Below are 25,484 nucleotides of genomic sequence, written 5' to 3' on the forward strand. Positions count from 1 at the left end.
CCGCTCCCGCCGGATGGCCGCGTCTGCCGTACCGTGCGTGGCGGGCGCCGGGGTGCGTCGACATGCGACGAGTACGGCCCGTGGGGCTGGGCTGGCCTGTAGTGGTTTAGACCAGTGCCCGCAGCTTGGCCTAGACCTATATCGCTGTCAACGGTGTATAAAGCTCGCGGTCGCATCCGTTACCGGACCGACATCTGAGCCGGGACGCCCCCGGGGACGGCGGCCGTGCCACGATGTGATCCGCTACGTACGGAGGAAGCCGGTGACGGCACTGGAGAAGTCACGACACGAGTCGGGAAGGCGCGCGATGGAGGGCGACGGGGCCACGAACACCACTGCCGGAGCGGGCGCCCGCTCCGCCGGGGGCGGCGCCGCCGGACGCACCGCGCGCGTGCCCAAGTACTACCGGCTCAAGCGCCATCTGCTGGAGATGACCGAGACGATGCCCCCGGGCACTCCGGTCCCGCCGGAGCGGACCCTGGCCGGCGAGTTCGACACCTCCCGCACCACCGTGCGCCAGGCGCTCCAGGAACTGGTCGTCGAGGGACGGCTGGAGCGCATCCAGGGCAAGGGAACCTTCGTGGCCAAGCCCAAGGTCGCCCAGGCGCTCCAGCTCACCTCCTACACCGAGGACATGCGCGCCCAGGGACTGGAGCCCACCTCCCAGCTGCTGGACATCGGCTACGTCACCGCCGACGACCGGCTCGCCGGGCTGCTGGACATCCCCTCCGGGGGCCGCGTCCTGCGCATCGAGCGGCTGCGGCTGGCCAGCGGCGAGCCGATGGCCATCGAGACCACGCATCTGTCGCAGAAGCGCTTCCCGGCCCTGCGCCGCAGTCTGGTGAAGTACTCCTCCCTCTACACGGCCCTGGCCGAGGTGTACGACGTCCATCTCGCCGAGGCGGAGGAGACCATCGAGACCTCCCTGGCCACCCCGCGCGAGGCGGGCCTGCTGGGCACGGACGTCGGCCTGCCGATGCTGATGCTCTCCCGGTACTCGCGCGACACCGAGGGCGAGCCGGTGGAGTGGGTGCGCTCGGTCTACCGCGGCGACCGCTACAAGTTCGTCGCCCGCCTCCAGCGCCCCGGCCGGGGGCGGTGAGCGGAGGGCCGGCCACCGGCCCGGACCGCGGGAAAGCCCCGGCCTCCTCCCGGCCTCCTCCCGGCCCTCTCCCGGTCGTCACCGTCACACCGGCGCAAAGCCGTCGCACCGCCACGGCCGGGATGCCGCATGATGACCGCCATGGACATCACCATCAGGGCCGCGCGCCCGCACGAGTTCGAGGCCGTCGGGGAGCTGACGGCCGCAGCGTACCTCGGGGACGGACTGCTGGACCTCGGCGCGCGGGACCCGTACCTCGCCGTGCTGCGCGACGCCCGGCGCCGGGCCGGGCACGCCGAACTGCTGGTGGCCGCGGGCCCCGGGGACGGCGGGGCCGAGGAGGTTCTGGGCACCGTCACCTTCACGGTGCACGGCGGCGAGTACGCGGAGATCGCACGCCCCGGCGAGGGGGAGTTCCGGATGCTGGCGGTACGCCCCGGGGCGCGCGGCCGGGGCGTGGGCGAGACCCTGGTGCGCGAGTGCGTGGACCGGGCCCGCGCACTGGGCCTGGAGCGGCTGGCGCTCTCCAGCCACCCCATGATGCACACCGCCCACCGCCTCTACGGACGGCTGGGGTTCGTCCGCACCCCCGACCGCGACTGGCGCCCCGTCGAGGACGTCCCGCTGCTGACCTTCGCCCTGGACCTGACGTGAGCACACGGCGCCGGGCCGTGGTGCGGTACTCCACCTGAGGAGCCCTCCAACACAACATCTGGGGTTACTTCGCCGGAGCGGCACTAGATGTATGCTCATCTCGCTGTCGCCGCAGGGGAATCCGGTGTGAGTCCGGAGCTGTCCCGCAACGGTGTGCGGCGGGCTGCCCCCGTGTCGTCCGCACGGCCCGGGCCGTCCCCCCGCGAGTCCGAGGACCTGCCGACGGTGTTCATTCACACGTCCGGGCCTCGTGGGTTGGGCCGGCGGACGCGAGCGGTGCGCCCTCCTCCGGCCGGGTGCGCCCGTACGCGCCTGCTCCTCCTCCCTCCGGGGCCGTCGGCCCACGAGGGAGAGCACCGAGTGACCATCTCATCAGCCTCATCAGCGGAGCCCGCCACAGCCTGTGCGCCGGCCTCCGCACCGGCCCGCGCACCGCAGGACGACCTCCCGGGCGCGGCGCTGCTGCGCACCCTGACCGAGCTCGCCTCCGACCTGCCCGCCACCGACCCCGGGCGGGTCGCCGCCGCCGCGCTGCGCGGACGCCACCCCGGCGCGGACGAGGCCCGGCTGCGCTCCCTGGCGACCGAGGCCGCGGCCGGCCTCATCGCCGAGGAGCCCGAGTACTCACGGCTCGCGGCGCGGCTGCTCGCTCCGGCGATCCGCCGGGAGGCGGCCGGGCAGGGTGCGGTGTCCTTCTCCGCGTCGGTGGCGGTCGGCCACCGGCAGGGGCTGATCGCCGACCGCACGGCCGGCTTCGTCGCCGAGCACGCGCGGCGGCTCGACGCGCTGGCCGAAAGCGCCCTCGCGGACGGCGCCGACGACCGTTTCGGCTACTTCGGGCTGCGCACGGTCCACTCCCGCTATCTGCTGCGCCACCCGGTGACCCGCGCCGTGATCGAGACCCCGCAGTACTTCCTGCTGCGTGTGGCCTGCGGGCTGGCCGCCGACTCCTCCGAGCGGGCGCTGGAGGAGGTCGCCGAGCTGTACCGGCTCACCAGCACGCTGTCCTACCTCCCCTCCTCCCCCACCCTGTTCAACTCCGGCACCCGGCACCCCCAGATGTCCTCCTGCTATCTGCTGGACTCCCCCCGGGACGAGCTGGACTCGCTCTACGAGCGCTACCACCAGGTCGCGCGGCTGTCCAAGCACGCCGGGGGCATCGGGCTGTCCTTCTCGCGGATCCGCTCGCGCGGTTCGCTGATCCGCGGCACCAACGGCCACTCCGGCGGCATCGTGCCGTTCCTCAAGACCCTGGACGCCTCGGTCGCGGCCGTCAATCAGGGCGGCCGCCGCAAGGGCGCGGCCTGCGTGTACCTGGAGACCTGGCACGCCGACGTCGAGGAGTTCCTCGAACTGCGCGACAACACCGGCGAGGAGGCCCGCCGCACCCACAACCTCAACATCGCCCACTGGATCCCGGACGAGTTCATGCGCCGGGTCGAGGCGGACACCGACTGGTCGCTGTTCTCCCCGTCCGACGTCCCCGAGCTGGTGGACCTGTGGGGCGAGGAGTTCGACGCCGCCTACCGCCGGGCGGAGGCGGCCGGGCTGGCGGTGCGGACGGTTCCGGCCCGCACCCTCTACGCCCGGATGATGCGCACCCTCGCCCAGACCGGCAACGGCTGGATGACGTTCAAGGACACCGCCAACCGCACGGCCAACCAGACCGCCGAACCGGGCAGCGTCGTCCACTCCTCCAACCTCTGCACCGAGATCCTGGAGGTGACCGACGACGGCGAGACGGCCGTGTGCAACCTGGGCTCGGTCAACCTCGCCGCCCATCTGCGCGCCGGCGCCGACGGGGACCCGCGCCCCGGCGAGGAGCTGGACTGGGAGCGGCTGGACGCCACCGTCCGCACCGCCGTGCTCTTCCTCGACCGCGTGGTGGACGTCAACTACTACCCGACCGGGCAGGCCGCCGCCTCCAACTCCCGCTGGCGTCCGGTGGGTCTGGGGCTGATGGGCCTGCAGGACGTGTTCTTCCGGCTGCGCCTGCCCTTCGACTCCCCCCAGGCCCGGCGGCTGTCCACCCGGATCTCCGAGCGGATCATGCTCGCCGCCTACGAGGCGTCCGCCGGCCTCGCCGAGCGCCACGGCCCGCACCCGGCCTGGTCCGCGACCCGCGCCGCCCGCGGCGTGCTCCACGTCGACCACTACCCGCAGGCGGAGATCACCTGGCCGGAGCGCTGGGCCGCGCTGCGGGAGCGGATCTCCGCCGCGGGCCTGCGCAACTCCCTGCTGCTGGCCGTCGCGCCGACCGCGACGATCGCCTCGATCGCGGGCGTCCACGAGTGCGTGGAACCGCAGGTCTCCAACCTCTTCAAGCGCGAGACGCTCAGCGGCGAGTTCCTCCAGGTGAACCCCTGTCTGGTGGCGGACCTCAAGCGGCTGGGCCTGTGGGACGAGCGCACCCGCGAGGCGCTGCGCGAGTCCAGCGGCTCGGTGGCCGACCTGCCCTGGATCCCCCAGGAGATCCGCGCGCTGTACCGCACGGCCTGGGAGATCCCGCAGCGCGCCCTGATCGACATGGCCGCGGACCGCACCCCGTTCCTGGACCAGAGCCAGTCGCTCAACCTGTTCATGGCGTCGCCGACCATCGGCCGGCTCAGCTCGATGTACGCCCACGCCTGGAAGCGCGGTCTGAAGACCACGTACTACCTGCGCTCGCGTCCCGCGACCCGTATCGCACGAGCCGCGGGCGGCGCGTCCGCGGCCGTTCCCGCCCTCACCTCCCCCACTCCCGTACCCGTTTCCGTGGAGCAGGCGGCGCCGGCCGACGGCGCCTGCTCCCTGGAGAACCCCGAGTCCTGCGAGGCCTGCCAGTGACCACCGCCCGAACCCCTGCCTCCCGGAACCTGCTGGACCCGGGCTTCGAGCTCACCCTGCGGCCGATGCGCTACCCGGCCTTCTACGAGCGGTACCGGGACGCGATCAGGAACACCTGGACGGTGGAGGAGGTCGACCTCCACTCCGACGTGGCCGACCTGGCGAAGCTCTCCCCGGGAGAGCAGCACCTGATCGGGCGGCTGGTCGCCTTCTTCGCCACCGGCGACTCGATCGTGGCCAACAACCTGGTGCTGACGCTGTACAAGCACATCAACTCGCCCGAGGCACGGCTGTATCTGTCGCGGCAGCTGTTCGAGGAGGCCGTGCACGTCCAGTTCTACCTGACCCTGCTGGACACCTATCTGCCCGACCCGGACGAGCGCGCCGCCGCCTTCGACGCGGTGGAGAACATCGACTCCATCCGGGAGAAGGCGCGGTTCTGCTTCAAGTGGATGGCCGCCTTCGAAGGAGGTGAGGGGGTGAAGCCGATCGAACGGCTGGAGAGCCGGGCCGACCGCCGCCGCTTCCTGCTGAACCTGATCTGCTTCGCGGCGTGCATCGAGGGCCTGTTCTTCTACGGCGCCTTCGCCTACGTCTACTGGTTCCGCTCGCGCGGTCTGCTGCACGGGCTGGCCACCGGCACCAACTGGGTCTTCCGCGACGAGTCGATGCACATGTCGTTCGCCTTCGACGTGGTGGACACGGTGCGCCAGGAGGAACCGGAGCTGTTCGACGACGAGTTGCGGCGGCAGATCGAGGAGATGCTGGAGGAGGCCGTCGAGGCCGAGCTGCTGTTCGCCCGGGACCTGTGCGGCGAGGGCCTGCCGGGGATGAACACCGAGTCGATGCGCGAGTACCTGCGGTGCGTGGCTGACCAGCGGCTGGTCCGGCTGGGCTTCCCGGCCCGCTACGGCGCCCGCAACCCGTTCTCCTTCATGGAGTTGCAGAACGTCCAGGAGCTGACCAACTTCTTCGAGCGCCGCGCCTCGGCCTATCAGGTCGCGGTCGAGGGCTCGGTCTCCTTCGACGACGACTTCTGATCTGCCGCCTCCCGGCGGACGCCCGCCCCCGGAAAGCCCCGTGCGGGGCTTTCCGGGGGCACGCGCCGTTCCGGGAAGGTGCGTTCCGGAAGAGGAGGGGACGGGCGCGGTCAGATGCCGCAGCTGGACGCCGACCAGTAGCGGCTGGAGCGGTGGTCGACGTGGGTGTGGTCGTTGTGGCCGGGGTAGCCCGGGCCGAGGATGCCCCGGAAGCCGTGGTAGCGGGCCTGCTTCGCCATCCTGCACAGGGTGTGCGAGCCGGCGCCGAGGTCGACCCCGTCACCGTAGAGGTGGCGGCTGTTGGAGGAGCCGCCCACCGCGCTGTTGCAGGAGTAGGAGCGGAAGCCGCTGGTCACCCGGATCGGCGCGTCGCCCAGGGCGTGGCGCATCGCCTCCAGCTTCCACATGGAGATCAGGGCGTTGCGCTTGGCGGTCGCCGCGCTCACCGCTCCGCCGCTCCAGGTGGAGTTGCACCTGTTCAGCTCGGCGTAGGAGAAGTGGGCCGGGGTGCAGTCGGCGTCCTGGAGGGCGTAGATCTTGCTGAAGGTCTGCGGGCCGGCGACGCCGTCGGCCGACAGGCCGTACGCGGCCTGGAACCGCTTGACGGCGGCGGCGGTGGCCGGGCCGTAGGAGCCGTCGATGGCGAGTACGTTGCCGTAACCGGGATAGCCGGACATGCGGATCTGGAGTTGGGCGACGTCCGAGCCGGACGCGCCCTGGGAGAGGGTGCGGTTCCAGGTGTAGCAGGTGTCGGCCTGGGCGGTGCCCGCGGTGGTGACCGTGCCGACCAGTGCTGCTGCCGCGAGCATGACAACACTGAGGATGAGACGGACGGTGCCTCTGAGCATGGTGCCTCCGTGTTGGAACAGTGGGGACTCCGAGAGTGGCGGAGGAGGTCTACCCGCGTCAACCTGCTTCCGGAAATGCCAATGGGCGGGCCACTGGAGGCCCGCCCACCGTCACGCGCCGTTCACCGCCGGCCCGCGGGCCCGGGAACCGCACCGCTCAGTTCAGTCGTTGGGCACCGTCTCGTAGCGCGGGGTGTTCTCGGCCATCTGCCGCAGCACGTCCTTGCGTTCGCGCTTGGAGAGGCGGTCGATGTAGAGGCGGCCGTAGAGGTGGTCCGTCTCGTGCTGCAGGCAGCGCGCGAAGTACCCGGTGCCGCGCACCGTGATCGGCCTGCCCTCGGCGTCCTGCCCGCGTACGACGGCGTAGTCGGGGCGCGCGAGCGAGGCGTACGCACCCGGCACCGACAGACAGCCCTCGTTGGAATCGTCCAGCACCCGGCGCTCGGCGGGCAGTTCCTCCAGTACGGGGTTGCAGACGACGCCGACGTGCCGCACACCCTCGTCGTCCGGGCAGTCGTAGACGAAGACCTTCAGATCGACACCGATCTGGTTGGCGGCCAGGCCGACACCCTCCGCCGCACGCTGGCTGGCGAACATGTCGTCGACCAGCTTGGCCAGTTCGCCGTCGAACTCGGTGACGTCCCGGCACTCCCGGTGCAGCACCGGGTTGCCGACGACGGTGATCGGACGGGCGGTGCCGCGCTCGCGGTGGGTCCGCTCGCGCTCCTCGCAGTCCTCCGTGTCGACGACGAACCCCTCGTCGTCCACCCGCTGCCCGGTCTCGTGCTCCGCCATCTTCGCCGTACGCCTTCCTCGGTGCTCCACCACAACCCGTACAGAGTACGGGCAGACTCCCGGCTCCGTGCGCGGCCGACCGGTATCAGCAGACCTCTTCCAGGTCCCGCCACTCACGGGTGTCCGGGCTGTCGGCGACCCAGCCGTCCAGCAGTCCGCGCACCAGGGAGGCCGGGGCCGCCAGCCCGCACTCGCGCTCGGGCACCCACAGCTCTCCCGACGTCATGTGCCCCAGCGGCCCCGGATGCCCGGGCACGCTGTGGTCGTGCGGATCGTGCCGGGGGGCGCCCTCGCCCTCGTCGCTGGGCATCCGGCTCTCCGAGCAGGAGCGGCACAGCAGCCGCACCGACGAGGACCAGTCCTCGGCGGCGAAGCCCGCGTCCGCCGCCAGCCGCTCCAGCGCGTCCCGGTCCGTCTCGGTCGCCGCCTCCAGCAGCACCACCCAGGTGGGCACCGGCGAGGGCGCCCAGAGTTCTATCTCGTCGAAGACCGGATAGGCGTGGCCCGCGGCCGTGGTCCGCTCCCCGTGCGGCACCCCGTCGTGCAGCACCACCTCGCCCCAGCGGCGCCCGGAGGACGGCAGCGGGATGTTCTGCACCTCGATGCGGGCCGGGTCCAGCCGCCGCCCCCACACCACTTCGGCCTCGCCCTCCGGCGACAGGCGCACCGCGGCACTGCCCAGTCCCATGCCGGCCGGCGGGCCGGTACGGGCGTCGTCACCGCCGGCCGCCGTCTCCGGCACCCGCAGGCCGTACGCCTGCCAGGCGCGCCGGGCCAGGGCCCAGTCCTGCAGCGCGGTGGCCGCGATGCCCACGTTCCACCAGTCGGGCGCCCCGGCCGACCGGTCCAGGAGCGCGACGGCGCGCAGTCCGGCCGCGCGCGCCTGCTCCCAGTCGTGCCGGAACTTGTGCAGCAGCGCGAGGTTGAACCAGGACTCCGACAGCCACGGCTCCAGATCGGCGGCACGGGTCAGCAGCGTGCCGGCGTCCTCATAGCGTCCGTCACCGATGAGCGTGAACGCGCGGTCGGTGACCACCCGCCAGTCGGCGGAGGGCCGGTGCCTTGCCTTGCCGAAGATCCTCACGATGTTCCCGCCTGACTCCCGCCTGCTGCTCCCGACCGTCCTCGCGGCCGTCTTCCCGCGGTCCCCGCCGCGGTGTCCGTGCCGCGATCTTCTCTCAGCCGCGGTTCCCGGTTCGCATCCAACCATGCCCACCCCGGTGCGCGCTCATTACCCGTCGGTCGTGGGGGTACCGAGCGGTCCGGGGCACGCGGGCACGCCCGGCACGGCGTCGCGGAGGTGCCTTCGACCGCCCGCGTCACAGCCGGGCGGAAGCCGAGCGGGTTAACACGTTCAGGTGATGTGGTGGAGGTGCGGGGTGACGCGGCGCACAGGGCGCGCGGAGGCGTCCGCGCCGGGACTACGGCCGGAACCGCGGCCGGGGCGCCGGCCGTACGGCACAGAGCACGGCACAGAGCACGGTGCGGGGCGCGGACACGGGTTCGGCCCGGGCGGCCGTCAGAGCCGTTCCCCGCCGGCCTCGCCCGGGCTCCCGAGGGGAGCGGTACGGGGCCGGCCCGGCTGGTCCGGCCGGCCCGCCTCGGGCTCCATCACGGGCTGCTCCGGCACGGCCTGCCCGGCACGGATCATCTCGATGCGGCCCATCACCTTGGAGCGCAGGCCACCGGGCACCTCGTCGTGCCCGCAGCACCGCTTGACCAGCTTCTTCACGGCCTGTTCCAGGCCGTACTTCTCCAGACACGGCGAGCACTCCTCGAAGTGCTCCCTGAACTTCGTCAGATCGCCGTCGGGCATCTCGCGGTCCAGGTACTCGTACAGGTGGTCCAGGACCTCAGCGCAGTCCGTCTCGTGCGGCTCTCCGCAACTCATGAGCCCGAGCCTTTCCGGTCGTGCGACTCCTCGGGTGCGGCGGCGCCGTTCGCGCCCGCCGGGACCAGCCCGCGCTCGCGGGCGTAGTCCTCCAGCATGCCGCGCAACTGCCGGCGACCGCGGTGCAGACGGGACATCACCGTGCCGATGGGTGTCCCCATGATGTCCGCGATCTCCTTGTACGCAAACCCCTCGACGTCCGCGAGGTAGACCGCGATCCGGAACTCCTCGGGGATGGCCTGGAGGGCCTCCTTCACGTCCGAGTCGGGCAGCCGGTCCAGCGCCTGCGACTCGGCCGAGCGCAGCCCGGTCGACATGTGCGACTCGGCGCGCGCGAGCTGCCAGTCCTCGATCTCCTCGGCCGCGCTGCGCTGCGGTTCGCGCTGCTTCTTGCGGTACGAGTTGATGAAGGTGTTGGTGAGGATGCGGTACAGCCACGCCTTGAGGTTGGTGCCCTCGCGGAACTGGTGGAAGGACGCGTACGCCTTCGCGTACGTCTCCTGCACCAGGTCCTCCGCGTCCGCGGGGTTGCGCGTCATGCGCAGCGCGGCGGAGTACATCTGGTCCAGGAAGGCGAGGGCGTCCCGTTCGAAGCGCGCGTTCCGTTCGGCGTCCGTCTCCACGGGCTCCCTGGGCGCAGCGTCGTCGGTCGCGGCGACCGGACCCACCTCCTCCGATGCGGCTTCGAGTCCGTTGCCGGACCCATTCGAACCGGAGAATAGACGACGGTCCGTCCCCTCCGCCGCCGGGAAGGGAACGTCCCCGACGGGTCCGGCGAGCCTCAGTGTCGCCCAGTCCACCTGGGCGGCTGTGGCACGGGTACCCACAGGGCGGGACGGGCATGCGATCGAACCCATGTCGGGTGGACTCCCTCTCCTCGCGCGTGCGTGCGGTCCGTACGTGTCCTGCAGCAGGACAACACGGCCGCGCGGAGGATCATTCCCGCGCCAGCCACTCGCGCACCGCGCCGGTGATCACGCCGAGCGCCTCCTCCTGGCCGGGCACCGCCCTCTTCGGCACGGCGAAGCCGTGGTCGCCCCCGGGCACCTCGACGACCTCCGTGCCCTCGGGGAACTCCCCGGGCCGCCCGAAGGGATCGCGCCCGCCCTGGACGACCAGGGTCCGCACCCCGGCCTCCAGCAGCTCGCCGGCCCGGGACCGCTCCGGCTTCCCCGGGGGGTGCAGGGGGAAGGCGAGCGCGAGCACGGCGCGCGCACCGAGTTCGGCGGCGGTCCGGCATGCCACGCGCGCCCCGGCGCTGCGCCCCCCGGAGACGACAGGCAGCCCTTCCCCCTCCAGAACGGGCCACACCGCCCGCCATCCCTCGTCCAGCTTCCCGGGTGCGGGCGCCAGCTTTCTTCCCGCCACCCGCCAGGGCTGCTCGACCAGGGCGACCGAGACGCCGTGCGCGGGCAGCGCGTCCGCCAGGGCCCGCAGGTCCCGCGCCTCGACCCCGCCTCCGGCGCCGTGTCCGAGCGCGAGGACCAGGCGCGGCCGGGCGGCACGCCGCCAGGTGATCCGGGCCGGGCCGGCCGGCGTAGCGACCTCCTCGGTGGTTCCGGTGGTTCCGGTCCCGGTTCCGGGGCTGTCGGGGCTGTCGGTGCTGTCGGTGCTGTCGGTGCTCACCGGCTCAGAACAGCGTCCCGGCCTCGGGCGCGTCAAGCTCCTCCAGCAGCTCGGGCCCGTTGTTGCGCACGTTGCTGACCTCGCCGCGCACCGGATAGGCCCGCATGGCCCCGGCCGGCGGCGGGACCAGCAGTCCGCGCACGTCCTCGGCGTCGGTGCGGGCCGGGTCCAGCCAGGCGTCCCAGCGGTCGGGGGTGAGCACCAGCGGCATCCTGGGGTGGATGTCGGCCAGGGAGCGCGGCCCGTCCTCGCCGACTCCCGCGAACGGCTCGCTCTGCGCCTCGGTGGTGATCACCGTGCAGGTGGACCACCAGGCCTGGGGGTGGTCCTCGGGCAGCGTCCTGTCCCGCCAGAACTCGTAGAGCCCGGCCATCGCCATCACCGAGCCGTCGGCGGGGGTCACGAAGTACGGCTGCTTGCGCGGCCGCTTGCGCCTGCCCTTCTCCTCCTCCTGCCGCTCGGCCGTCCCGGTGACCCACTCGTAGTACCCGTCGGCGGGCAGCAGACAGCGCCGGGCGGCGAAGGGGCGGCGGTAGGAGGGCTTCTCGTGCACCGTCTCGGCCCGTGCGTTGATCATCTTCACGCCCACGTCCGGGGACTTCGCCCAGGAGGGCACCAGCCCCCAGCGCAGCGTCCTGAGCTGGCGTACGGGGCTCGGATCGCCGCTGTCCTTCAGCGGCCGGTCCAGCACCGCGTACACCTGCTTGGTCGGGGCCACGTTCCAGTCGGGCGCCAGCTCCTCGGCCGGATCCCGCTTCTCCACTCCGAAGAGCCCGGCCAGTTCACCGGCCGATCGGCTCGCCGCATACCGTCCGCACATGTACGCCACCCTGCCACGCCCGTGCGGCCGGCGGCACCGTGAACGGCCGTACGGGCTCCGCACAGGGGCCGTGACACACTGCGGAGCACCGCTTCGCGGCCGGACGAGCGCGGCGCGCGGGGCGGCGGAACGGTGCGGAACGGACCGCGGGGGGAAACCGCGGGGGGAAACCGCAGGGGAAGGGGCCGGCCGGACATGGACACGGACAGCATCGCCGAGGTCTGGGACCGCGTCGTCGGGACGCAGCCCGACCCGTCGTTCGCGGTCGTGGCAGCCACCGGGCTGGTGGCCCTGGCCGTCGTCGCCGCGCGGGGACCGTGGCGGGTGGCGCGGAACGCGGTGACCATCGCCCACGAGGGCGGGCACGGGATCGTGGCGCTGCTGACCGGGCGGCGTCTGGAGGGCATACGCCTGCACTCGGACACCTCCGGGCTGACCGTCTCCCGGGGGCGGCCGAACGGGATCGGAATGGTGCTGACGGCCGCCGCCGGGTACACCGCGCCGTCGCTGCTCGGCCTGGCGGGGGCGTGGCTGCTGGCCGCCGGGCACGTCACCGCGCTGCTGTGGGGGGCCACGGCGCTGCTGCTGGCGATGCTGGTGATGGTGCGCAACGCCTACGGAGTGCTCACCGTCGTCCTCACCGGCGGAGTGTTCTTCCTGGTGTCGTGGTTCACCGGGACCGAGGTGCAGGCGGCGTTCGCGTACGGAGTGGTGTGGTTCCTGCTGCTGGGCGGCGTGCGGCCCGTCTTCGAACTCCAGGGCAAGCGGCGCCGGGGCGAGGCGCCGGACTCCGACGCCGACCAGCTCGCGCGGCTGACGAACGCGCCCGCGCCGCTGTGGCTGCTGCTCTTCCACGCCGTGGCGCTGTGCTCGCTGACCGGCGGCGGACGGTGGCTGCTGGGGCTCTGACGCCCCCGCCGGGCGAAAAGCCCCTGGACCCGGCCCGCGGCCTCCCGCCCGGCCCGGCTCACCCGGACGCCGCCCGGTCCCGCCCGGCGGTGCGCCACGCGGCGGCCTTCGTCCGCGCCCTCTCCGTGTCCGGTCAGGATTCCCGCCCCGCCGGAACCACTAAAGTTGGCCCCATGACCGACCACACCGCCCTCTGGCCTGCGCCGCTCGCGTCCGGCGCCGTCGACGCGACCGTCACCGTGCCCGGATCGAAGTCGGTCACCAACCGCGGTCTGGTGCTCGCCGCCCTCGCCTCCGAGCCCGGCTGGCTGCGCCGTCCGCTGCGTTCGCGTGACACCCTGCTGATGGCCGAGGGGCTGCGTGCCATGGGGGCGGGCGTCGAGGAGACGGTGTCCTCCAACTCCGCGCCCGTCGCGTCCGGCGCCGCCGGCCCCGGGGGCGGCGGCGAGGCCTGGCGCGTCATCCCCGCGGGGCTGCACGGTCCCGCCACCGTGGACGTCGGCAACGCCGGCACCGTGATGCGCTTCCTGCCACCGGTGGCCGCCCTGGCCGACGGCCCGGTCCACTTCGACGGCGACAAGCGCTCCCACGAGCGCCCCCTCCACGGCGTGATCGACGCGCTGCGCGCGCTGGGCGCCCGTGTCGACGACGGAGGGCGCGGCGCGCTGCCGATGACCGTGCACGGCGGCGGTTCCCTGACCGGTGGCACGGTGGAGATCGACGCCTCCTCGTCCTCCCAGTTCGTCAGCGCCCTGCTGCTGTCCGGCGCCCGCTTCAACCAGGGCGTGGAGGTCCGCCACACCGGCGGCCCGCTGCCGTCCATGCCGCACATCCGGATGACGGTGGAGATGCTGCGCGCCGCGGGCGCCCAGGTGGACACCCCCGAGTCCGGGGGCGAGCCGAACGTCTGGCGGGTCACGGCCGGCGCGCTGCTCGGCCGCGATCTGGTCGTCGAACCCGACCTGTCCAACGCCCAGCCGTTCCTCGCCGCCGCGCTGGTCACCGGAGGCCGGGTGACCGTCCCGGACTGGCCGGCGCACACCACCCAGCCCGGTGACGCGCTGCGCGAGATCTTCACCGAGATGGGCGGGCGCTGCGAGCTGGACGAGCGCGGTCTGACCCTCACCGGCACCGGCCGGATCCACGGCATCGACGTGGACCTGAGCGAGGTGGGCGAGCTGACCCCCGGCATCGCGGCGGTCGCGGCGCTGGCCGACTCCGAGTCGCGGCTGCGCGGCGTGGCGCACCTGCGGCTGCACGAGACCGACCGGCTGGCCGCGCTCACCAAGGAGATCAACGGGCTCGGCGGCGACGTCACCGAGACCGGGGACGGGCTGGTCATCCGCCCGCGTCCGCTGCGCGGCGGGATCTTCCACACCTACGAGGACCACCGGCTGGCCACGGCGGGCGCGGTGCTCGGCCTGGTCGTCGGGGGTGTGGAGGTGGAGAACGTCGCGACGACCGCCAAGACCCTGCCCGACTTCCCCGAGCTGTGGAGCGCCATGCTCGAAGGGGACCTCGAAGGGGACGGGGACAGAGGGTAAGAGGCGAAACCGGCCATGCGCCGCTACGGCAAGCACACAGACGAGGACGACATCCGGGTCCGTCCGGGCCGCCGGGGCAGCCGCCCGCGCACCAGCATCCGGCCCAAGCACGAGGACGCCGCCTCCGGCTTCGTCCTGACCGTCGACCGGGGCAGGATCACCTGTCTGGTGGACGGCCGCACGATCACCGCCATGAAGGCCCGCGAGCTGGGCCGCAAGGGCGTCGTGGTCGGCGACCGGGTGGCGGTCGTCGGCGATCTGTCGGGGGCCAGGGACACCCTGGCGCGGATCGTGCGGGTCGAGGAGCGTTCCTCGGTGCTGCGGCGCACGGCCGACGACAACGACCCCTACGAGCGGGTCGTCGTCGCCAACGCCGACCAGCTCGCCGTCGTCACCGCCCTGGCCGACCCCGAGCCCCGCCCCCGGCTGATCGACCGCTGTCTGGTGGCCGCCTACGACGCGGGCCTGGAGCCGCTGCTGGTCCTGACCAAGTCGGACCTGGCGCCACCCGACACGCTGCTGGAGACGTACGCCCCGCTGGGTGTGCGGTATGTGGTGACCGACCGCGAGGAGCTGGCCGACGGCGCCGCCGCCGACCGGGTGCGCGAGTTCCTGTGGGGCCGGACCACCGCCTTCGTGGGCCATTCCGGTGTCGGCAAGACCACTTTGGTCAACGCGCTCGTCCCGCCCGACCGCAGGCGGGCGACGGGTCACGTCAACGCGGTCACCGGGCGCGGCCGCCACACCACGACCTCGGCTCTGGCGCTGCCGCTGCCCGGCGAGGTCTCCTTCCCTCCGGTACCGGAGGGCGGCTGGGTGATCGACACCCCGGGTGTGCGGTCCTTCGGTCTGAACCACGTCGACCCGTCCCGGGTGATCCACGCCTTCCCGGACCTGGAGCCGGGCACGGACGGCTGTCCGCGCGCCTGCGGGCACGACGAGCCGGACTGCGCACTGGACTCCTGGGTCGCCGACGGCCACGCGGACCCGGCCCGGCTGTTCTCCCTGCGCCGTCTGCTGGCCACCCGGGAGCGCCGGGAGGGCGACTGACCGCGGTACGCCGCCCACCCCCGGTCCGCCCGGTCCCGTCCCGGTCCGCCCGCGGGGATCAGCGGAGCAGGGCCCGCAACACCTGGGTGACATGGGTGGCCGCGGCCTCCTCGGTCGCCTCGGGCGGACCGTCGCAGGGCGCGACGACGTAGGACAGCGCCAGCCGCAGGCCCACCTCGCAGGCGTGGCACAGCGCGGCGGGTCCGGTCGCGCCGTCGGCGGTGACCCCCGCGGACACCAGCGCGGCGGCGGTACGGTCGCGCAGTCCCGCCGCCGCCCGGTCCGCCTCCGGCCCGGGCGGCGGCAGCCGGGAATCCCAGCAGCCGGTGAGTGCGGCGCGCACCAGCGGGTCGCGGCATGCGGCGCGCACCACCGAGACGGCGGCCGCGGCGCAGCCTGCGACGGGGTCGGGGGCCGGGCCGGAGGCGGGACGGGAGGCGGACCGCGCCGCCAGCTGCGCGGCACGGGCGGCGCGGTCGAGGAGGATCTCCAGTTCACGGGCCACCAGGGCCGTGCCGAGCCCGTCCTTGGAGCCGAACTCGCTGTAGAGGGTCTGGCGGGAGAAGCCGGCCGCCGCGGCGACCTCGGCCATGCGGACCCGGGGCCACGGTCTGTCGTGGAGTGCGGCGCGGGCGGCGCGCAGCAGGGCCTGGCGCGCCGTGGGCGGCCGGGCCGGTCGCCCGGGGAAGCCTCCGGCGGGGTCTTCGGCAGGGTCTTCGGCAGAGGGCGTCACCGAGGTCATCAGCGCCTCCCCGGACACGGCGGTCGCGCACAGCATCGGCGCGGTGGCGGAGGGTGTCAAGACGCCTCGCACCGCCTCACCGCCGCGGGTGTACGGCCGCACACCCGGTTGGCCACTCCCCTGTGGCTGGCCGCCCGCGCCGCTGGATACTGTTCGTCCATGCCCGACTACCACGATGACCTGCGTCTCGCCCACGTGCTGGCCGACACCGCCGACGCCACGACGATGGAGCGGTTCAAGGCCCTCGACCTCAAGGTCGAGACCAAACCCGACATGACGCCGGTGAGCGAGGCGGACAAGGCGGCCGAGGAGCTGATCCGCACCTCCCTGCGGCGGGCGCGGCCGCGCGACGCGGTGCTGGGCGAGGAGTTCGGCAGCGAGGGGCGCGGGCCGCGCCGCTGGGTCGTCGACCCCATCGACGGCACCAAGAACTACGTGCGCGGCGTCCCGGTGTGGGCCACGCTGATCGCGCTGATGGAGCGGACCGAGGAGGGCGACCGGCCGGTGGTCGGCGTGGTGTCGGCCCCGGCCCTGAACCGGCGCTGGTGGGCGGCGCTGGGCGCCGGCGCGTACACCGGCCGCAGTCTGACGTCCGCGACCCGGCTGTCGGTCTCGCGGGTGGCCCGGGTGCAGGACGCCTCGTTCGCCTTCTCCTCGCTCGGCGGCTGGGAGGAGCGCGGCAGACTCGGCGGCTTCCTCGACCTGACCCGGGACTGCTGGCGCACCCGCGGCTACGGCGACTTCTGGCCGTACATGATGGTCGCCGAGGGGTCGGTGGACATGTGCGCGGAGCCGGAGCTGTCGCTGTGGGACATGGCGGCGAACGCGATCGTCGTGCAGGAGGCGGGCGGCACCTTCACCGGTCTGGACGGGCGCGAGGGTCCGCACAGCGGGAACGCGGCGGCTTCCAACGGGCTGCTCCACGAGGATCTGCTCGCCTACATCGGCGACTGAGCACGCCGTTGAATCCCGGTCAATCCGCCTCCGCACGACCCTTGTTGCGACTCCCGCGGCATGTGAACATGAGAATCCGCCCGCTTGTGAGTTTGTGAATCCCTTCTCCAGTGCGGGGTTCACCAAGGGGGTTCACCAAGGAGGTGGCACCAACCGTCATGACCACCCTCGTCCGTGACGCCATGAGCACAGTGGTTCTCACCATCGGCCCCGCCCACACCCTCCGCCAGGCCGCCCGGCTGATGTCCGCCCGGCGGGTCGGCGCGGCCGTCGTCCTCGACCCCGACGCCGGAGGCGTCGGCATCCTCACCGAACGCGACATCCTCAACTCCGTGGGAGCCGGGCAGGACCCCGACCGGGAACCCGCGCACCTGCACACCACCACCGACGTGGTCTTCGCCGCCCCCGGCTGGACCCTGGAGGACGCCGCACGGGCCATGACCCTCGGCGGGTTCCGCCATCTGATCGTGCTCGACGACCGGGAGCCGGTGGGGGTGGTGTCGGTGCGCGACATCGTCCGCTGCTGGTCCTCGGCGCACCGGGACGCACCGGCCGCGCCCGCCGGCACGGTGGCCGCCTGAGGGCCGCCGGGGACACGCCTCGCAGCGCACCCCACGGCACGCCCCACAGCACACCGGAGGGACCGGAGCCCACTGGCGTCCGGTCCCTCCGGGTTCGTACGGCGAGGAGCCGATGGGTCAGCCGCGCAGGGCCTTGACCGCGGCCTCCAGCCTCCTGCCGTAGTCCTCGTCGGCCTGGCGGAAGTTCTCGATGGCCCGCTTGACGATGTCGTCGCGCGAGACCTTCGAGATGAAGCCGGCCAGGTTGTCGATCAGGCGCCCCTTCTCCTCCTCCGTCATCAGGCGGTAGAGGTTGCCCGCCTGGACGAAGTCGTTGTCCTCGGCGTGCGAGGGCGCGGGGGTGTCACCGGTGGTCCCGGCGACCGGGACCGGCTGCCACAGCGCGCGGCCGGTCTCGTTCGGGCCGCCGAAGCTGTTGGGCTCGTAGTTCTTCGCCCCGCCGTGGCGGCCGTCGTACATGAAGCCGTCGCGGCCGTGGCTGCGGGCCTCGGCGGCGTGCGGGCGGTTCACCGGCAGGTGGTCGGCGTTGATGCCCACCCGGTAGCGGTGCGCGTCGCCGTAGGCGAACAGCCGGCCCTGGAGCATCTTGTCCGGGGAGGGGCCGATACCCGGCACGAAGTGGTGCGGGGAGAAGATCGACTGCTCGACCTCGGCGAAGATGTTCTGCGGGTTGCGGTTCAGCTCCAGCTTGCCGATCTCGATGACCGGGTAGTCCGCGTGCGGCCAGACCTTGGTCAGGTCGAACGGGTTGAAGCGGTAGTTCGCCGCCTCGGCCGCCGGCATGATCTGGACGCCGACGGTCCAGCTCGGGAAGTCGCCGCGCTCGATGGACTCGCGCAGGTCGCGCTGGTGGCTGTCGGGGTCCTTGCCCGCCAGGAGGTCGGCCTCGTCCTGGGTGAGGCACTTGATGCCCTGGTCGGTCTTGAAGTGGTACTTGACCCAGAAGACCTCGCCCGCCTCGTTGTTCCACTGGAAGGTGTGCGAGCCGAAGCCGTCCATGTGGCGGTACGAGGCCGGGATGCCGCGGTCGCCGAAGAGCCAGGTCACCTGGTGGGTGGACTCCGGGCTCAGGCCCCAGAAGTCCCAGACGTTGTCGGCCTCCTGGGAGCCGGTGTACGGGTCGCGCTTCTGGGTGTGGATGAAGTCGGGGAACTTGATGGCGTCCTTGATGAAGAACACCGGGGTGTTGTTGCCGACGAGGTCGTAGTTGCCCTCCTCGGTGTAGAACTTCACCGCGAAGCCGCGCGGGTCGCGCACCGCGTCGGCCGCGCCCAGGTTGCCGGCGACGGTCGAGAAGCGCAGGAAGACCTCGGTCTCCTTGCCGATCCCGGAGAGGAACTTCGCCCGGGTGTACTTCGTCACGTCGGCGGTGACGGTGAAGGTGCCGTAGGCGCCCGCGCCGCGGGCGTGGACGACCCGCTCGGGGATGCGCTCACGGTTGAAGTGGGCGAGCTTCTCCAGCAGGAGCTGGTCCTGGACCAGGACCGGGCCGCCCGAACCGGCGGTCTCGCTGTTCTGGTTGTCCGCGACGGGAGCACCGGCCTCCGTGGTCAGCGGCCCGGTGTTCTCGATCTGGGCAGTCACATGCGCCTCCTGAATCTGTCCTGTCCCCTTGGCTTGAGCCGAACGCGATCCTACATTGGACATTGTCTAAGTCAAGAAGATGGCGAAGAACTGACACGATCCGGCCATGGACACGCACTGCTAAGGTGGAAACATGAGTGACCTGCTACAACGTCTCCGGGATCGCGGCTGGCGGCTGACCGCCCAGCGGCGGGTGGTCGCTGAGGTCCTCGATGGTGAGCATGTCCACTACACCGCCGACGAGGTGCACGCGCGCGCGACCGAGAAGCTGCCGGAGATCTCCCGCGCCACCGTCTACAACACCCTCGGCGAACTGGTCTCGATCGGCGAGGTGATCGAGGTCAGCACGGACGGCCGCGCCAAGCGGTACGACCCGAACGCTCACCACTCCCACCAGCACCTGGTGTGCTCGCGGTGCGGTGTGATCCGCGACGTACGCCCCTCCGGCGATCCGCTCGCCCTGCTCCCCGAGAGGGAGCGCTACGGGTTCACCCTCGACGAGGCGACGGTCACCTACCGGGGGCTGTGTCCCTCCTGCGCCTCCGCCTGACGCGTCCGGAACCCTCCGGGCACCGCGCCTCCCCCGCACGGGCACATGAAAACGGCCGGAGCCCGGATCCTTCATTCGGATCCGGGCTCCGGCCCATCAGTAGCGGGGACAGGATTTGAACCTGCGACCTCTGGGTTATGAGCCCAGCGAGCTACCGAGCTGCTCCACCCCGCGCCGTTGTGTTCACAACCTTAACCCACCGTGGCGATCAGTGCAAACCGCGGGGGCGCCCCGCGACCGCCCACGCCTGCGCCTGCAACTGCGCCTCAGGCCGTCAGCTCCTCGTGGAGGGCCTCGCTCAGCCGCGCGGCGCGGTCGGCGACCTCCGGCGGCCCCAGCTCGACCGCACGGGCGCACCAGTGGCGCCCGGCGGCCAGTTCACCGCGCCGGGCGTTCAGCAGTGCCAGACGCAGAGCGGCCCGGCCGTGGCCCGCCTCGGCCGCACGCGTCCACCACAGGGCGGCCTCCGGCTCGCTGCCCTCCCGGGCCAGCAGCAGCCCGAGGTTGAAGGCGCCGTTGCTGCTGCCCGCCTCCGCCGCGACCCGGTACCAGTGCGCGGCCCGGACCACGTCGCCGCGCGCCGCCGCGCACATGCCCAGCCGTACCTGTGCCCGCCGGTGCCCCTGCTCGGCGGCCCGCTCGTACCACTCCTCGTACTCGGCCGGCGGACCGTGCGCGTCCAGGGCGTCGGCCGTCGGGGCCTGGCGCTCCAGCAGCGCCGCCAGCCGGAAGGCGCCCTCCACACTGCCGCCGCCGGCCGCGCGGCGCAGATGCCGCTCGGCGGTGTGGGTGTCGCCCTCGCGCAGCAGCGCGATGCCCACCTGGAGGGCCGCCTCGGTGTGACCGGCCGCGGCCGCCTGCTCGTACCACTGCCGGGCGGCCTCCTCCTCGCCGCGGCCCGCGTGCAGGATGCCGAGGTTGAACGCGGCGTCCACGCTGCCCGCTTCGGCCGCCTTGGAGAACCACGGCTCCGCCCCCGCCGCGTCGCCGCGCTGGAGCAGCAGCACGGCCAGCGCGTTGGCGGCCTCGCGGTGCCCGGCGTAGGCGGCGCGGCGGTACCACTGCTCGGCCTGGGCGGTGCGGTCCTCGGCGGCGCACAGCAGCGCGAGGTTGAAGGCGCCGTTGATGTCGCCCGCCTCCAGCGCGGCGCGGTACCAGCGCTCCGCGGTCTGCCGCTCGCCCCGCTCGGCGTGGAGTGCGCCCAGGGCGTTGGCCGCGCTGCCGTCGCCGTCCTGGGCCGCGCGGCGCCACCACTCGGCGGCGCTGTCGGTGTCGCCCGCGTCGCGCAGCAGGAAGCCCAGGGCGCGCGCGGCGCGCGCCTCCCCGTCCTTGGCCGCCGTCAGATACCAGCGGGCCGCCTCCCGCAGTTCGCCGCGCTCCTCCAGGAGCGTGCCCAGCCGCAGGGCGGCACGCCGGTGCCCGCGCGCCGCGGCCTGGCGATACCACTGCTCGGCCTCGGCGCTCCCCTCCTGACGGCGCGCCAGAATCCGCGCGATGCGGTAGGACGCCTCGCGGTGGCCGCACTCGGCGGCGGCCCGGAACCACCGCTCGGCGCCGCCCTCGCCCCGGTGCTCCAGCAGGTCGGCGAGGGCGTACGCGCCGAGAGGGTGGCCGGACTCCGCGGACTGCCGCAGCCAGTACTCGGCGGCCGTCTCGTCGCCGCGCTCGCGGTGGTGGCGGCCCAGGGAGTGGGCGGCGGCCGCCGAACCCGCGACGGCCGCGACCCGCCACCAGCCGGCGGCCTCCTCGGCCTGGCCGAGCTGGTGGAGCAGGACTCCCAGGTTGTTCGCGGCGGCGCGGTCGCCGGCGGCGGTGGCGGCGCGCAGATACGGCTCGGCCCCCTCCAGGTCACCCCGGCGCAGCAGCCGGGCGCCGAGCGCGCTGATGGCGTCCGTGTCGCGGTGGTCCCGGAGGTCCGTGCGGCTCACACCACCCCCCGTGCCCTCATCTCTCGCCTTGTCCCCCATGAGGCCCATCGTCGCACCACCCGCAACCCGCGTACATCTGGTATACCGCCGCCAAGGAAGTCACTTCAGCGTTTTGTCGACTTCCCGATACAGCTACCATCCAAACGCAAAGCGCTACCACGCGCCTCTCTTCTCACATGCCCAGGACATGAAGAAGGACCCGGAGTCAGTGACTCCGGGTCCTTCTTCGTCAGTAGCGGGGACAGGATTTGAACCTGCGACCTCTGGGTTATGAGCCCAGCGAGCTACCGAGCTGCTCCACCCCGCGCCGTTGTGTTCACAACCTTACCACGGCGCGGAGGGAGCTCGCTCACCACCGATTCACTCTTCCTTGCGTCCCTCGTCGCTGTCGGAGTTCCCGCCCTCGGGGTTCTTGCCGTCGGATCCGCCGTCGCCGCCCGCCGACTCCTGCGCCTCGGCGGCCCGCTCGAGCGCGTCCTCCAGATCCTGCTGGGCCTGGCCGTAGGCGTCCCAGTCCTGGTTGCCCAGCGCCTCCTGGCCCGCCTCGAACGCCTCCTGGGCGTCCTGGAGGGCCTCCTGGACCGTCGGGTCCTCAGAGCCCTCCGCGGGCGGCGGAGTGGTCTCCTCCTCGCCCGGGGACGGCTCCTCCTGCTCCGGCGGCTCCTCGGTGCCCTCGACCCCGAAGACGGAGTTCAGCGCCTCGCCGAGGGTGTCCTCGAAGGCGGTCTCCTCGCCGTAGGTCACCAGCACCTTGCGCAACAGCGGGTAGTTGGTGCCCGCGCCGCGGACGTAGACCGGCTCGACGTAGAGCAGGCCGCCCTCCAGCGGCACCGTGAGCAGGTTGCCGTACTCGACCTCCGAGTCACCGCGCCTGAGGATGTTGATCTCGTTGGCGATGTCGGTGTCGGAGTTGAACCGGCTCTGCACCTGCTGCGGGCCGGACACCGTGGTGTTGGAGGGCAGCTTCAGGATCCTGATGGTCCCGTAGTCGTCGCTGCGGGCGTCGGCGTTGACCGCCATGAAGGCGCCGAGCGTCTCACGGCCGCTGGGGTTGAAGGTCGTGGTCAGGGAGAAGGTCTGCTCCTCCTGATCCGGCATCTTCATGCTCAGGTAGTACGGCGGGACCGCGTTGCCCTTCTGCGTCGGGTCGTCCGGTACCTGCCAGCGCTCACTGCCGCTGTAGAACTGGCTCGCGCTGGTGACGTGGTAGCGCGTCAGCAGCTCGCGCTGGACCTTGAACAGGTCCTGCGGGTAGCGGAAGTGGTCCATCAGCTCTTCGTCGATCTCGCTCTTCGGCTCGACCGTGCCGGGGAAGGCCTTCGTCCAGGTCTTCAGCACCGGGTCCCGCTCGTCCCACTCGTAGAGCTTCACCTCGCCCGAGTAGGCGTCCACGGTCGCCTTGACCGAGTTGCGGATGTAGTTGACCCGGTTCTGCTGGGCGATGACCGCCCGCTGGCCGTCGGTCAGCGCGTCGGCCGTGGTCTCGCCCAGGGTGGTGCGGGAGGAGTAGGGGTACTGGTTGGTCGTGGTGTAGGCGTCCACGATCCACTGGATGCGGTCCCCCACCACCGCCGGGTACGGGTCGCCGTCGATGGTCAGCCAGGGGGCCACCGCCTCGACGCGCTCCTTGGGCGTGCGGTTGTACAGGACCCGCGAGCCCTCGCCGATCGCGCCCGAGTAGAGGATCTGCGGCTCGTTGAAGGCCACCGCGTACGCCGCGCGGTTGGCGATGCCGCCCAGGCTGACCCCGCTGTCGCCCTTGTAGCTGTAGGTCTTCTCCTCGCTGCCGGCGATGTAGTCCAGTTCCTTCTGCGGGCCGCCGACGATGGAGTACTGCGTGGTCTTCTCGCCGTAGTAGACCCGCGGCTCGTAGCCGTCCTCGGCGAGCTCGCCCTCCGGCGGGAGGTTCTTCTCGATGAAGGCCGGCGCCCCGGTCGAGGCCACCTCGGTGCCCTTGCCGGCCACCATGCCGAAGCCGTGGGTGTACTTGAAGTGGTCGTTGATCCAGTTGCGTTCGGTGATGCCGTTGATGTTGATCTCGCGCAGGCCGACGACGGTGTCCTGCTCCGCGCCGTCCTCGGTGGAGTACCTGTCCACGTCCAGGGTGGCCGGGAACTGGTAGTAGCTGCGGACCTGCTGGAGCTGCTGGAAGCTGGGCGAGACGACGTTCGGGTCGAGCAGCCGGATGCTGGCGGTGGTGTCGGCCGCCTCGCGCAACTCCTCGTTGCTCGCCTCGCTCTCCCCCGAGTAGTTCGAGACCTTGGAGTCGTCGATGTCGTAGGCGTCACGGGTGGCGTCGATGTTCTTCTTGATGTACGGCGCCTCCTTGGCCTGCTCGTTCGGCTGGACCTGGAACTTCTGCACGATCGCCGGGTAGAGGCCGCCGATCAGGATCGCCGAGAGGACCATCAGGCCGAAGCCGATCACCGGCAGCTGCCAGGTGCGCCGCCACAGGGTGGCGAAGAAGAGCACCGCGCAGATGGCGGCGATGAAGAACAGGATCGTCTTCGCCGGGAGGTAGGCGTTGGCGTCGACGTACCGCAGTCCCGTCCAGTTGTCCGTCGCCTTGAAGTCTCCGGACTTCACCGCCAGGCCGTAGCGGTCGAGCCAGTACGCCACCGCCTTGAGCGCCACGAAGACGCCGAGCAGCACCGACAGGTGGCCGGTGGCCTGGGACGTCGCGCGGGCGCCCGGGGTGGTCAGGCGCAGCCCTCCGTAGAGGTAGTGCACCAGCGCGGCGGCCAGCAGGGAGAGCACCGCGGCCGCGAAGCCGAAGCTCAGCAGGAAGCGGTACCAGGGCAGGTCGAACGCGTAGAACGCCACGTCCTTGCCGAACTGCGGGTCGGCGGTGCCGAACGGAACGGCGTTCACCCACATCAGCCAGGTGCGCCACTGGCCGGCCGCCGACGCGCCGGCGATCAGTCCCACCAGCGCGGTGACCCCGAGGAGCACCCACTTCTTGTACGGGGCGATGCCCATCCGGTAGCGGTCCAGGCTCTGCTGCTCCAGCGACATCGCGCTCAGCGGGGGCCGCAGGCGGTGGGCCAGCCAGATGTTGAAGCCCACGGCCGCGGCCATCAGCAGACCGAAGACGGCGAACATGCCGATCTTGGTCCACAGGGTGGTGGTGAAGACGGTGGTGTATCGGACCGAGCGATACCACAGCCAGTCGGTCCAGAACCCCGCGAACATGACGAAGAGCATGGCCAGCACGGCCAGCGCTCCCACCGTCATGAGCAGGGTCTTGGCGCGCCTGGAGGGCCTGCCGACACTGATCCGTGGTCCTGAGGGCCCGCCCGGGCCCCGGTCCGGCATCTGGAAAGCCAAGGTGCGCACCTCGAGAATCGCAGCGGATGGGACTGGCCCCGAATGCTAGGGCCCCACCCATGCAACTTACTGAACCTTTACCCGGTTCCCGGTCCCGGGGGGTTCAGCGGCACGATATGAGGATGAACAACCTTCCAATCGACGGCACACCTCTGGCCGCCAGCCCGCTGACCCGTGCCGTACTAGAGATCGACGAGTACGTCGCGGGCCTGGGCTGGGACCAGCCCGCCCGACTGTTCGCCCTGGTCGACACCGACCGGCTGCGCACCGAGGAACCCGCCCTGGCCGAGCAGCTCGGACTGGAGGGTGAGGAACGGCAGGGCGGCGAGCCTCACGCCCCGGCCCCCCTCACTCCGGTCGAGCAGGACGAACTGCCCGCCGGGATCCCTCTGGACGAGTTCCTCGGCACCATCGCCTGGCCCGACGCGGTCTCCGGATGCGCGATGACGGTGGAGCGGCTGATGCTGCCGCCCTCGGCGGAGGCGTCCGTTCCCGAGAACCTCCAGGAGGAGGGCGCCGAGGAGCGGCTGGCCAGCTGGGTGGCCGAGCACCCCGAGCGCCAGGAGGTCCGGATGACCGTGGCGGTGCTGCGCGACGGCGCCCGGGAGTCCGCGCTGCGGCTGCGCGAGAAGGACTCGCCGACCGAGGTGCTGACCGGCCCCGATCTGGTGCCCGGGCTCACCGAGGCGCTGGCCGCGACCTTCGGCGACTGA

At 72.3% G+C, this 25,484-nt stretch carries 22 protein-coding genes, 2 tRNA genes and 1 riboswitch; of the genes, 11 read left to right on the forward strand and 13 right to left on the reverse strand.

Features of this window, described 5'->3' with window-relative positions; genetic code table 11:
- The first annotated feature begins 307 nt into the window (after positions 1–307).
- From BM237_RS03830 to BM237_RS03845, 4 genes are all read left to right on the forward strand, one after another.
- Positions 308–1,102 (forward strand): GntR family transcriptional regulator, encoded by a 795-nt coding sequence (locus BM237_RS03830; RefSeq protein ID WP_175540885.1) that lies wholly within the window; start codon positions 308–310, stop codon positions 1,100–1,102.
- Between the two features lie 141 nt (positions 1,103–1,243).
- Positions 1,244–1,756: a GNAT family N-acetyltransferase gene (locus tag BM237_RS03835; RefSeq protein WP_093848108.1), complete on the forward strand. Its 513-nt coding sequence runs from the start codon at positions 1,244–1,246 to the stop codon at positions 1,754–1,756.
- 56 nt (positions 1,757–1,812) lie between these two features.
- Positions 1,813–1,994, forward strand: a riboswitch (cobalamin riboswitch).
- Positions 1,995–2,116: 122 nt separating this feature from the next.
- Positions 2,117–4,582: a ribonucleoside-diphosphate reductase subunit alpha gene (locus tag BM237_RS03840; RefSeq protein WP_425443639.1), complete on the forward strand. Its 2,466-nt coding sequence runs from the start codon at positions 2,117–2,119 to the stop codon at positions 4,580–4,582.
- Positions 4,583–4,647: 65 nt separating this feature from the next.
- Positions 4,648–5,622, forward strand: a complete 975-nt coding sequence (locus BM237_RS03845; protein WP_093848112.1) for a ribonucleotide-diphosphate reductase subunit beta — start codon at positions 4,648–4,650, stop codon at positions 5,620–5,622.
- A gap of 110 nt (positions 5,623–5,732) precedes the next feature.
- Here the strand turns inward: BM237_RS03845 and BM237_RS03850 are convergent, their stop codons facing one another.
- The 7 genes from BM237_RS03850 to BM237_RS03880 all read right to left on the reverse strand — a co-directional run bounded on the left by BM237_RS03850 (position 5,733) and on the right by BM237_RS03880 (position 11,602).
- Positions 5,733–6,470 (reverse strand): D-Ala-D-Ala carboxypeptidase family metallohydrolase, encoded by a 738-nt coding sequence (locus tag BM237_RS03850; RefSeq protein ID WP_093847786.1) that lies wholly within the window; start codon positions 6,468–6,470, stop codon positions 5,733–5,735.
- A 162-nt stretch (positions 6,471–6,632) separates the two neighbouring features.
- Positions 6,633–7,265 carry a peptide deformylase gene (gene def, locus BM237_RS03855; protein ID WP_093847788.1) on the reverse strand — a complete coding sequence of 211 codons (633 nt, stop codon included), beginning with the start codon at positions 7,263–7,265 and terminating at the stop codon, positions 6,633–6,635.
- Between the two features lie 85 nt (positions 7,266–7,350).
- Positions 7,351–8,349, reverse strand: coding sequence for a tetratricopeptide repeat protein (locus BM237_RS03860; protein ID WP_093847790.1), 999 nt, complete (start codon positions 8,347–8,349; stop codon positions 7,351–7,353).
- Between the two features lie 435 nt (positions 8,350–8,784).
- Positions 8,785–9,156: a mycothiol system anti-sigma-R factor gene (gene rsrA / locus BM237_RS03865; RefSeq protein WP_093847792.1), complete on the reverse strand. Its 372-nt coding sequence runs from the start codon at positions 9,154–9,156 to the stop codon at positions 8,785–8,787.
- The gene (locus tag BM237_RS03870; protein ID WP_165869470.1) at positions 9,153–9,824 is read right to left on the reverse strand and encodes a sigma-70 family RNA polymerase sigma factor; all 672 of its coding nucleotides are present in this window, start codon (positions 9,822–9,824) and stop codon (positions 9,153–9,155) included. Before BM237_RS03870 ends, rsrA begins: the two co-directional genes overlap by 4 nt.
- Before the next feature lie 268 nt (positions 9,825–10,092).
- On the reverse strand, positions 10,093–10,782 hold the full coding sequence (locus BM237_RS03875) for an alpha/beta hydrolase family protein (RefSeq protein WP_425443640.1): 690 nt from the start codon (positions 10,780–10,782) through the stop codon (positions 10,093–10,095).
- A gap of 4 nt (positions 10,783–10,786) precedes the next feature.
- On the reverse strand, positions 10,787–11,602 hold the full coding sequence (locus tag BM237_RS03880; protein WP_093847796.1) for an SOS response-associated peptidase: 816 nt from the start codon (positions 11,600–11,602) through the stop codon (positions 10,787–10,789).
- A gap of 195 nt (positions 11,603–11,797) precedes the next feature.
- Between BM237_RS03880 and BM237_RS03885 the strand changes: the two genes are divergently transcribed.
- The 3 genes from BM237_RS03885 to rsgA all read left to right on the forward strand — a co-directional run bounded on the left by BM237_RS03885 (position 11,798) and on the right by rsgA (position 15,105).
- Complete coding sequence (locus BM237_RS03885) at positions 11,798–12,511, forward strand: M50 family metallopeptidase (RefSeq protein WP_093847799.1); 714 nt, start codon at positions 11,798–11,800, stop codon at positions 12,509–12,511.
- A 173-nt stretch (positions 12,512–12,684) separates the two neighbouring features.
- On the forward strand, positions 12,685–14,055 hold the full coding sequence (aroA, locus tag BM237_RS03890) for a 3-phosphoshikimate 1-carboxyvinyltransferase (protein ID WP_093847801.1): 1,371 nt from the start codon (positions 12,685–12,687) through the stop codon (positions 14,053–14,055).
- Positions 14,056–14,070: 15 nt separating this feature from the next.
- Positions 14,071–15,105: a ribosome small subunit-dependent GTPase A gene (gene rsgA / locus BM237_RS03895; protein WP_093847804.1), complete on the forward strand. Its 1,035-nt coding sequence runs from the start codon at positions 14,071–14,073 to the stop codon at positions 15,103–15,105.
- 58 nt (positions 15,106–15,163) lie between these two features.
- On the opposite strand, the gene BM237_RS03900 is transcribed toward rsgA, so the two are convergent.
- Positions 15,164–15,907, reverse strand: a complete 744-nt coding sequence (locus BM237_RS03900) for a TetR/AcrR family transcriptional regulator (protein ID WP_245793387.1) — start codon at positions 15,905–15,907, stop codon at positions 15,164–15,166.
- A gap of 99 nt (positions 15,908–16,006) precedes the next feature.
- Here BM237_RS03900 and hisN point away from each other — a divergent pair, with 99 nt between their 5' ends.
- Together hisN and BM237_RS03910 are read left to right on the forward strand one after the other, a co-directional pair.
- A complete protein-coding gene (gene hisN / locus BM237_RS03905) occupies positions 16,007–16,801 on the forward strand; it encodes a histidinol-phosphatase (RefSeq protein WP_093847806.1) in 795 nt (264 codons plus the stop codon).
- Between the two features lie 158 nt (positions 16,802–16,959).
- Positions 16,960–17,382 carry a CBS domain-containing protein gene (locus BM237_RS03910; RefSeq protein ID WP_093847808.1) on the forward strand — a complete coding sequence of 141 codons (423 nt, stop codon included), beginning with the start codon at positions 16,960–16,962 and terminating at the stop codon, positions 17,380–17,382.
- Between the two features lie 117 nt (positions 17,383–17,499).
- On the opposite strand, the gene BM237_RS03915 is transcribed toward BM237_RS03910, so the two are convergent.
- Positions 17,500–19,029: a catalase gene (locus tag BM237_RS03915; protein ID WP_412718933.1), complete on the reverse strand. Its 1,530-nt coding sequence runs from the start codon at positions 19,027–19,029 to the stop codon at positions 17,500–17,502.
- A 70-nt stretch (positions 19,030–19,099) separates the two neighbouring features.
- On the opposite strand from BM237_RS03915, the gene BM237_RS03920 reads away from it, so the two are divergent.
- Positions 19,100–19,516, forward strand: a complete 417-nt coding sequence (locus tag BM237_RS03920; protein WP_093847812.1) for a Fur family transcriptional regulator — start codon at positions 19,100–19,102, stop codon at positions 19,514–19,516.
- Positions 19,517–19,616: 100 nt separating this feature from the next.
- Here the strand turns inward: BM237_RS03920 and BM237_RS03925 are convergent.
- The 4 genes from BM237_RS03925 to BM237_RS03940 form a co-directional block, all read right to left on the reverse strand.
- Positions 19,617–19,690, reverse strand: a tRNA-Met gene (locus tag BM237_RS03925).
- A 92-nt stretch (positions 19,691–19,782) separates the two neighbouring features.
- The gene (locus BM237_RS03930) at positions 19,783–21,492 is read right to left on the reverse strand and encodes a tetratricopeptide repeat protein (RefSeq protein WP_093847814.1); all 1,710 of its coding nucleotides are present in this window, start codon (positions 21,490–21,492) and stop codon (positions 19,783–19,785) included.
- A gap of 185 nt (positions 21,493–21,677) precedes the next feature.
- A tRNA-Met gene (locus BM237_RS03935) sits at positions 21,678–21,751 on the reverse strand.
- Positions 21,752–21,804: 53 nt separating this feature from the next.
- Positions 21,805–24,780 carry a UPF0182 family membrane protein gene (locus tag BM237_RS03940; RefSeq protein WP_093847816.1) on the reverse strand — a complete coding sequence of 992 codons (2,976 nt, stop codon included), beginning with the start codon at positions 24,778–24,780 and terminating at the stop codon, positions 21,805–21,807.
- A 113-nt stretch (positions 24,781–24,893) separates the two neighbouring features.
- Here BM237_RS03940 and BM237_RS03945 point away from each other — a divergent pair, with 113 nt between their 5' ends.
- On the forward strand, positions 24,894–25,484 hold the full coding sequence (locus tag BM237_RS03945; protein WP_175540875.1) for a PPA1309 family protein: 591 nt from the start codon (positions 24,894–24,896) through the stop codon (positions 25,482–25,484).

This window comes from Streptomyces mangrovi, from assembly GCF_900114215.1.
Taxonomy (GTDB): domain Bacteria; phylum Actinomycetota; class Actinomycetes; order Streptomycetales; family Streptomycetaceae; genus Streptomyces; species Streptomyces barkulensis.

Coding starts and splice junctions, on each gene's coding strand:
- BM237_RS03880 (WP_093847796.1), bottom strand. CDS start 11,602: ATGTGCGGACGGTATGCGGCGAGCCGATCGGCCGGTGAACTGGCCGGG.
- BM237_RS03845 (WP_093848112.1), top strand. CDS start 4,648: ATGCGCTACCCGGCCTTCTACGAGCGGTACCGGGACGCGATCAGGAAC.
- BM237_RS03915 (WP_412718933.1), bottom strand. CDS start 19,029: ATGTCCAATGTAGGATCGCGTTCGGCTCAAGCCAAGGGGACAGGACAG.
- BM237_RS03910 (WP_093847808.1), top strand. CDS start 16,960: ATGACCACCCTCGTCCGTGACGCCATGAGCACAGTGGTTCTCACCATC.
- BM237_RS03830 (WP_175540885.1), top strand. CDS start 308: ATGGAGGGCGACGGGGCCACGAACACCACTGCCGGAGCGGGCGCCCGC.
- BM237_RS03930 (WP_093847814.1), bottom strand. CDS start 21,492: ATGGGCCTCATGGGGGACAAGGCGAGAGATGAGGGCACGGGGGGTGGT.
- rsgA (WP_093847804.1), top strand. CDS start 14,071: ATGCGCCGCTACGGCAAGCACACAGACGAGGACGACATCCGGGTCCGT.
- BM237_RS03835 (WP_093848108.1), top strand. CDS start 1,244: ATGGACATCACCATCAGGGCCGCGCGCCCGCACGAGTTCGAGGCCGTC.
- BM237_RS03885 (WP_093847799.1), top strand. CDS start 11,798: ATGGACACGGACAGCATCGCCGAGGTCTGGGACCGCGTCGTCGGGACG.
- aroA (WP_093847801.1), top strand. CDS start 12,685: ATGACCGACCACACCGCCCTCTGGCCTGCGCCGCTCGCGTCCGGCGCC.
- BM237_RS03850 (WP_093847786.1), bottom strand. CDS start 6,470: ATGCTCAGAGGCACCGTCCGTCTCATCCTCAGTGTTGTCATGCTCGCG.
- rsrA (WP_093847792.1), bottom strand. CDS start 9,156: ATGAGTTGCGGAGAGCCGCACGAGACGGACTGCGCTGAGGTCCTGGAC.
- BM237_RS03920 (WP_093847812.1), top strand. CDS start 19,100: ATGAGTGACCTGCTACAACGTCTCCGGGATCGCGGCTGGCGGCTGACC.
- hisN (WP_093847806.1), top strand. CDS start 16,007: ATGCCCGACTACCACGATGACCTGCGTCTCGCCCACGTGCTGGCCGAC.
- BM237_RS03945 (WP_175540875.1), top strand. CDS start 24,894: ATGAACAACCTTCCAATCGACGGCACACCTCTGGCCGCCAGCCCGCTG.
- def (WP_093847788.1), bottom strand. CDS start 7,265: ATGGCGGAGCACGAGACCGGGCAGCGGGTGGACGACGAGGGGTTCGTC.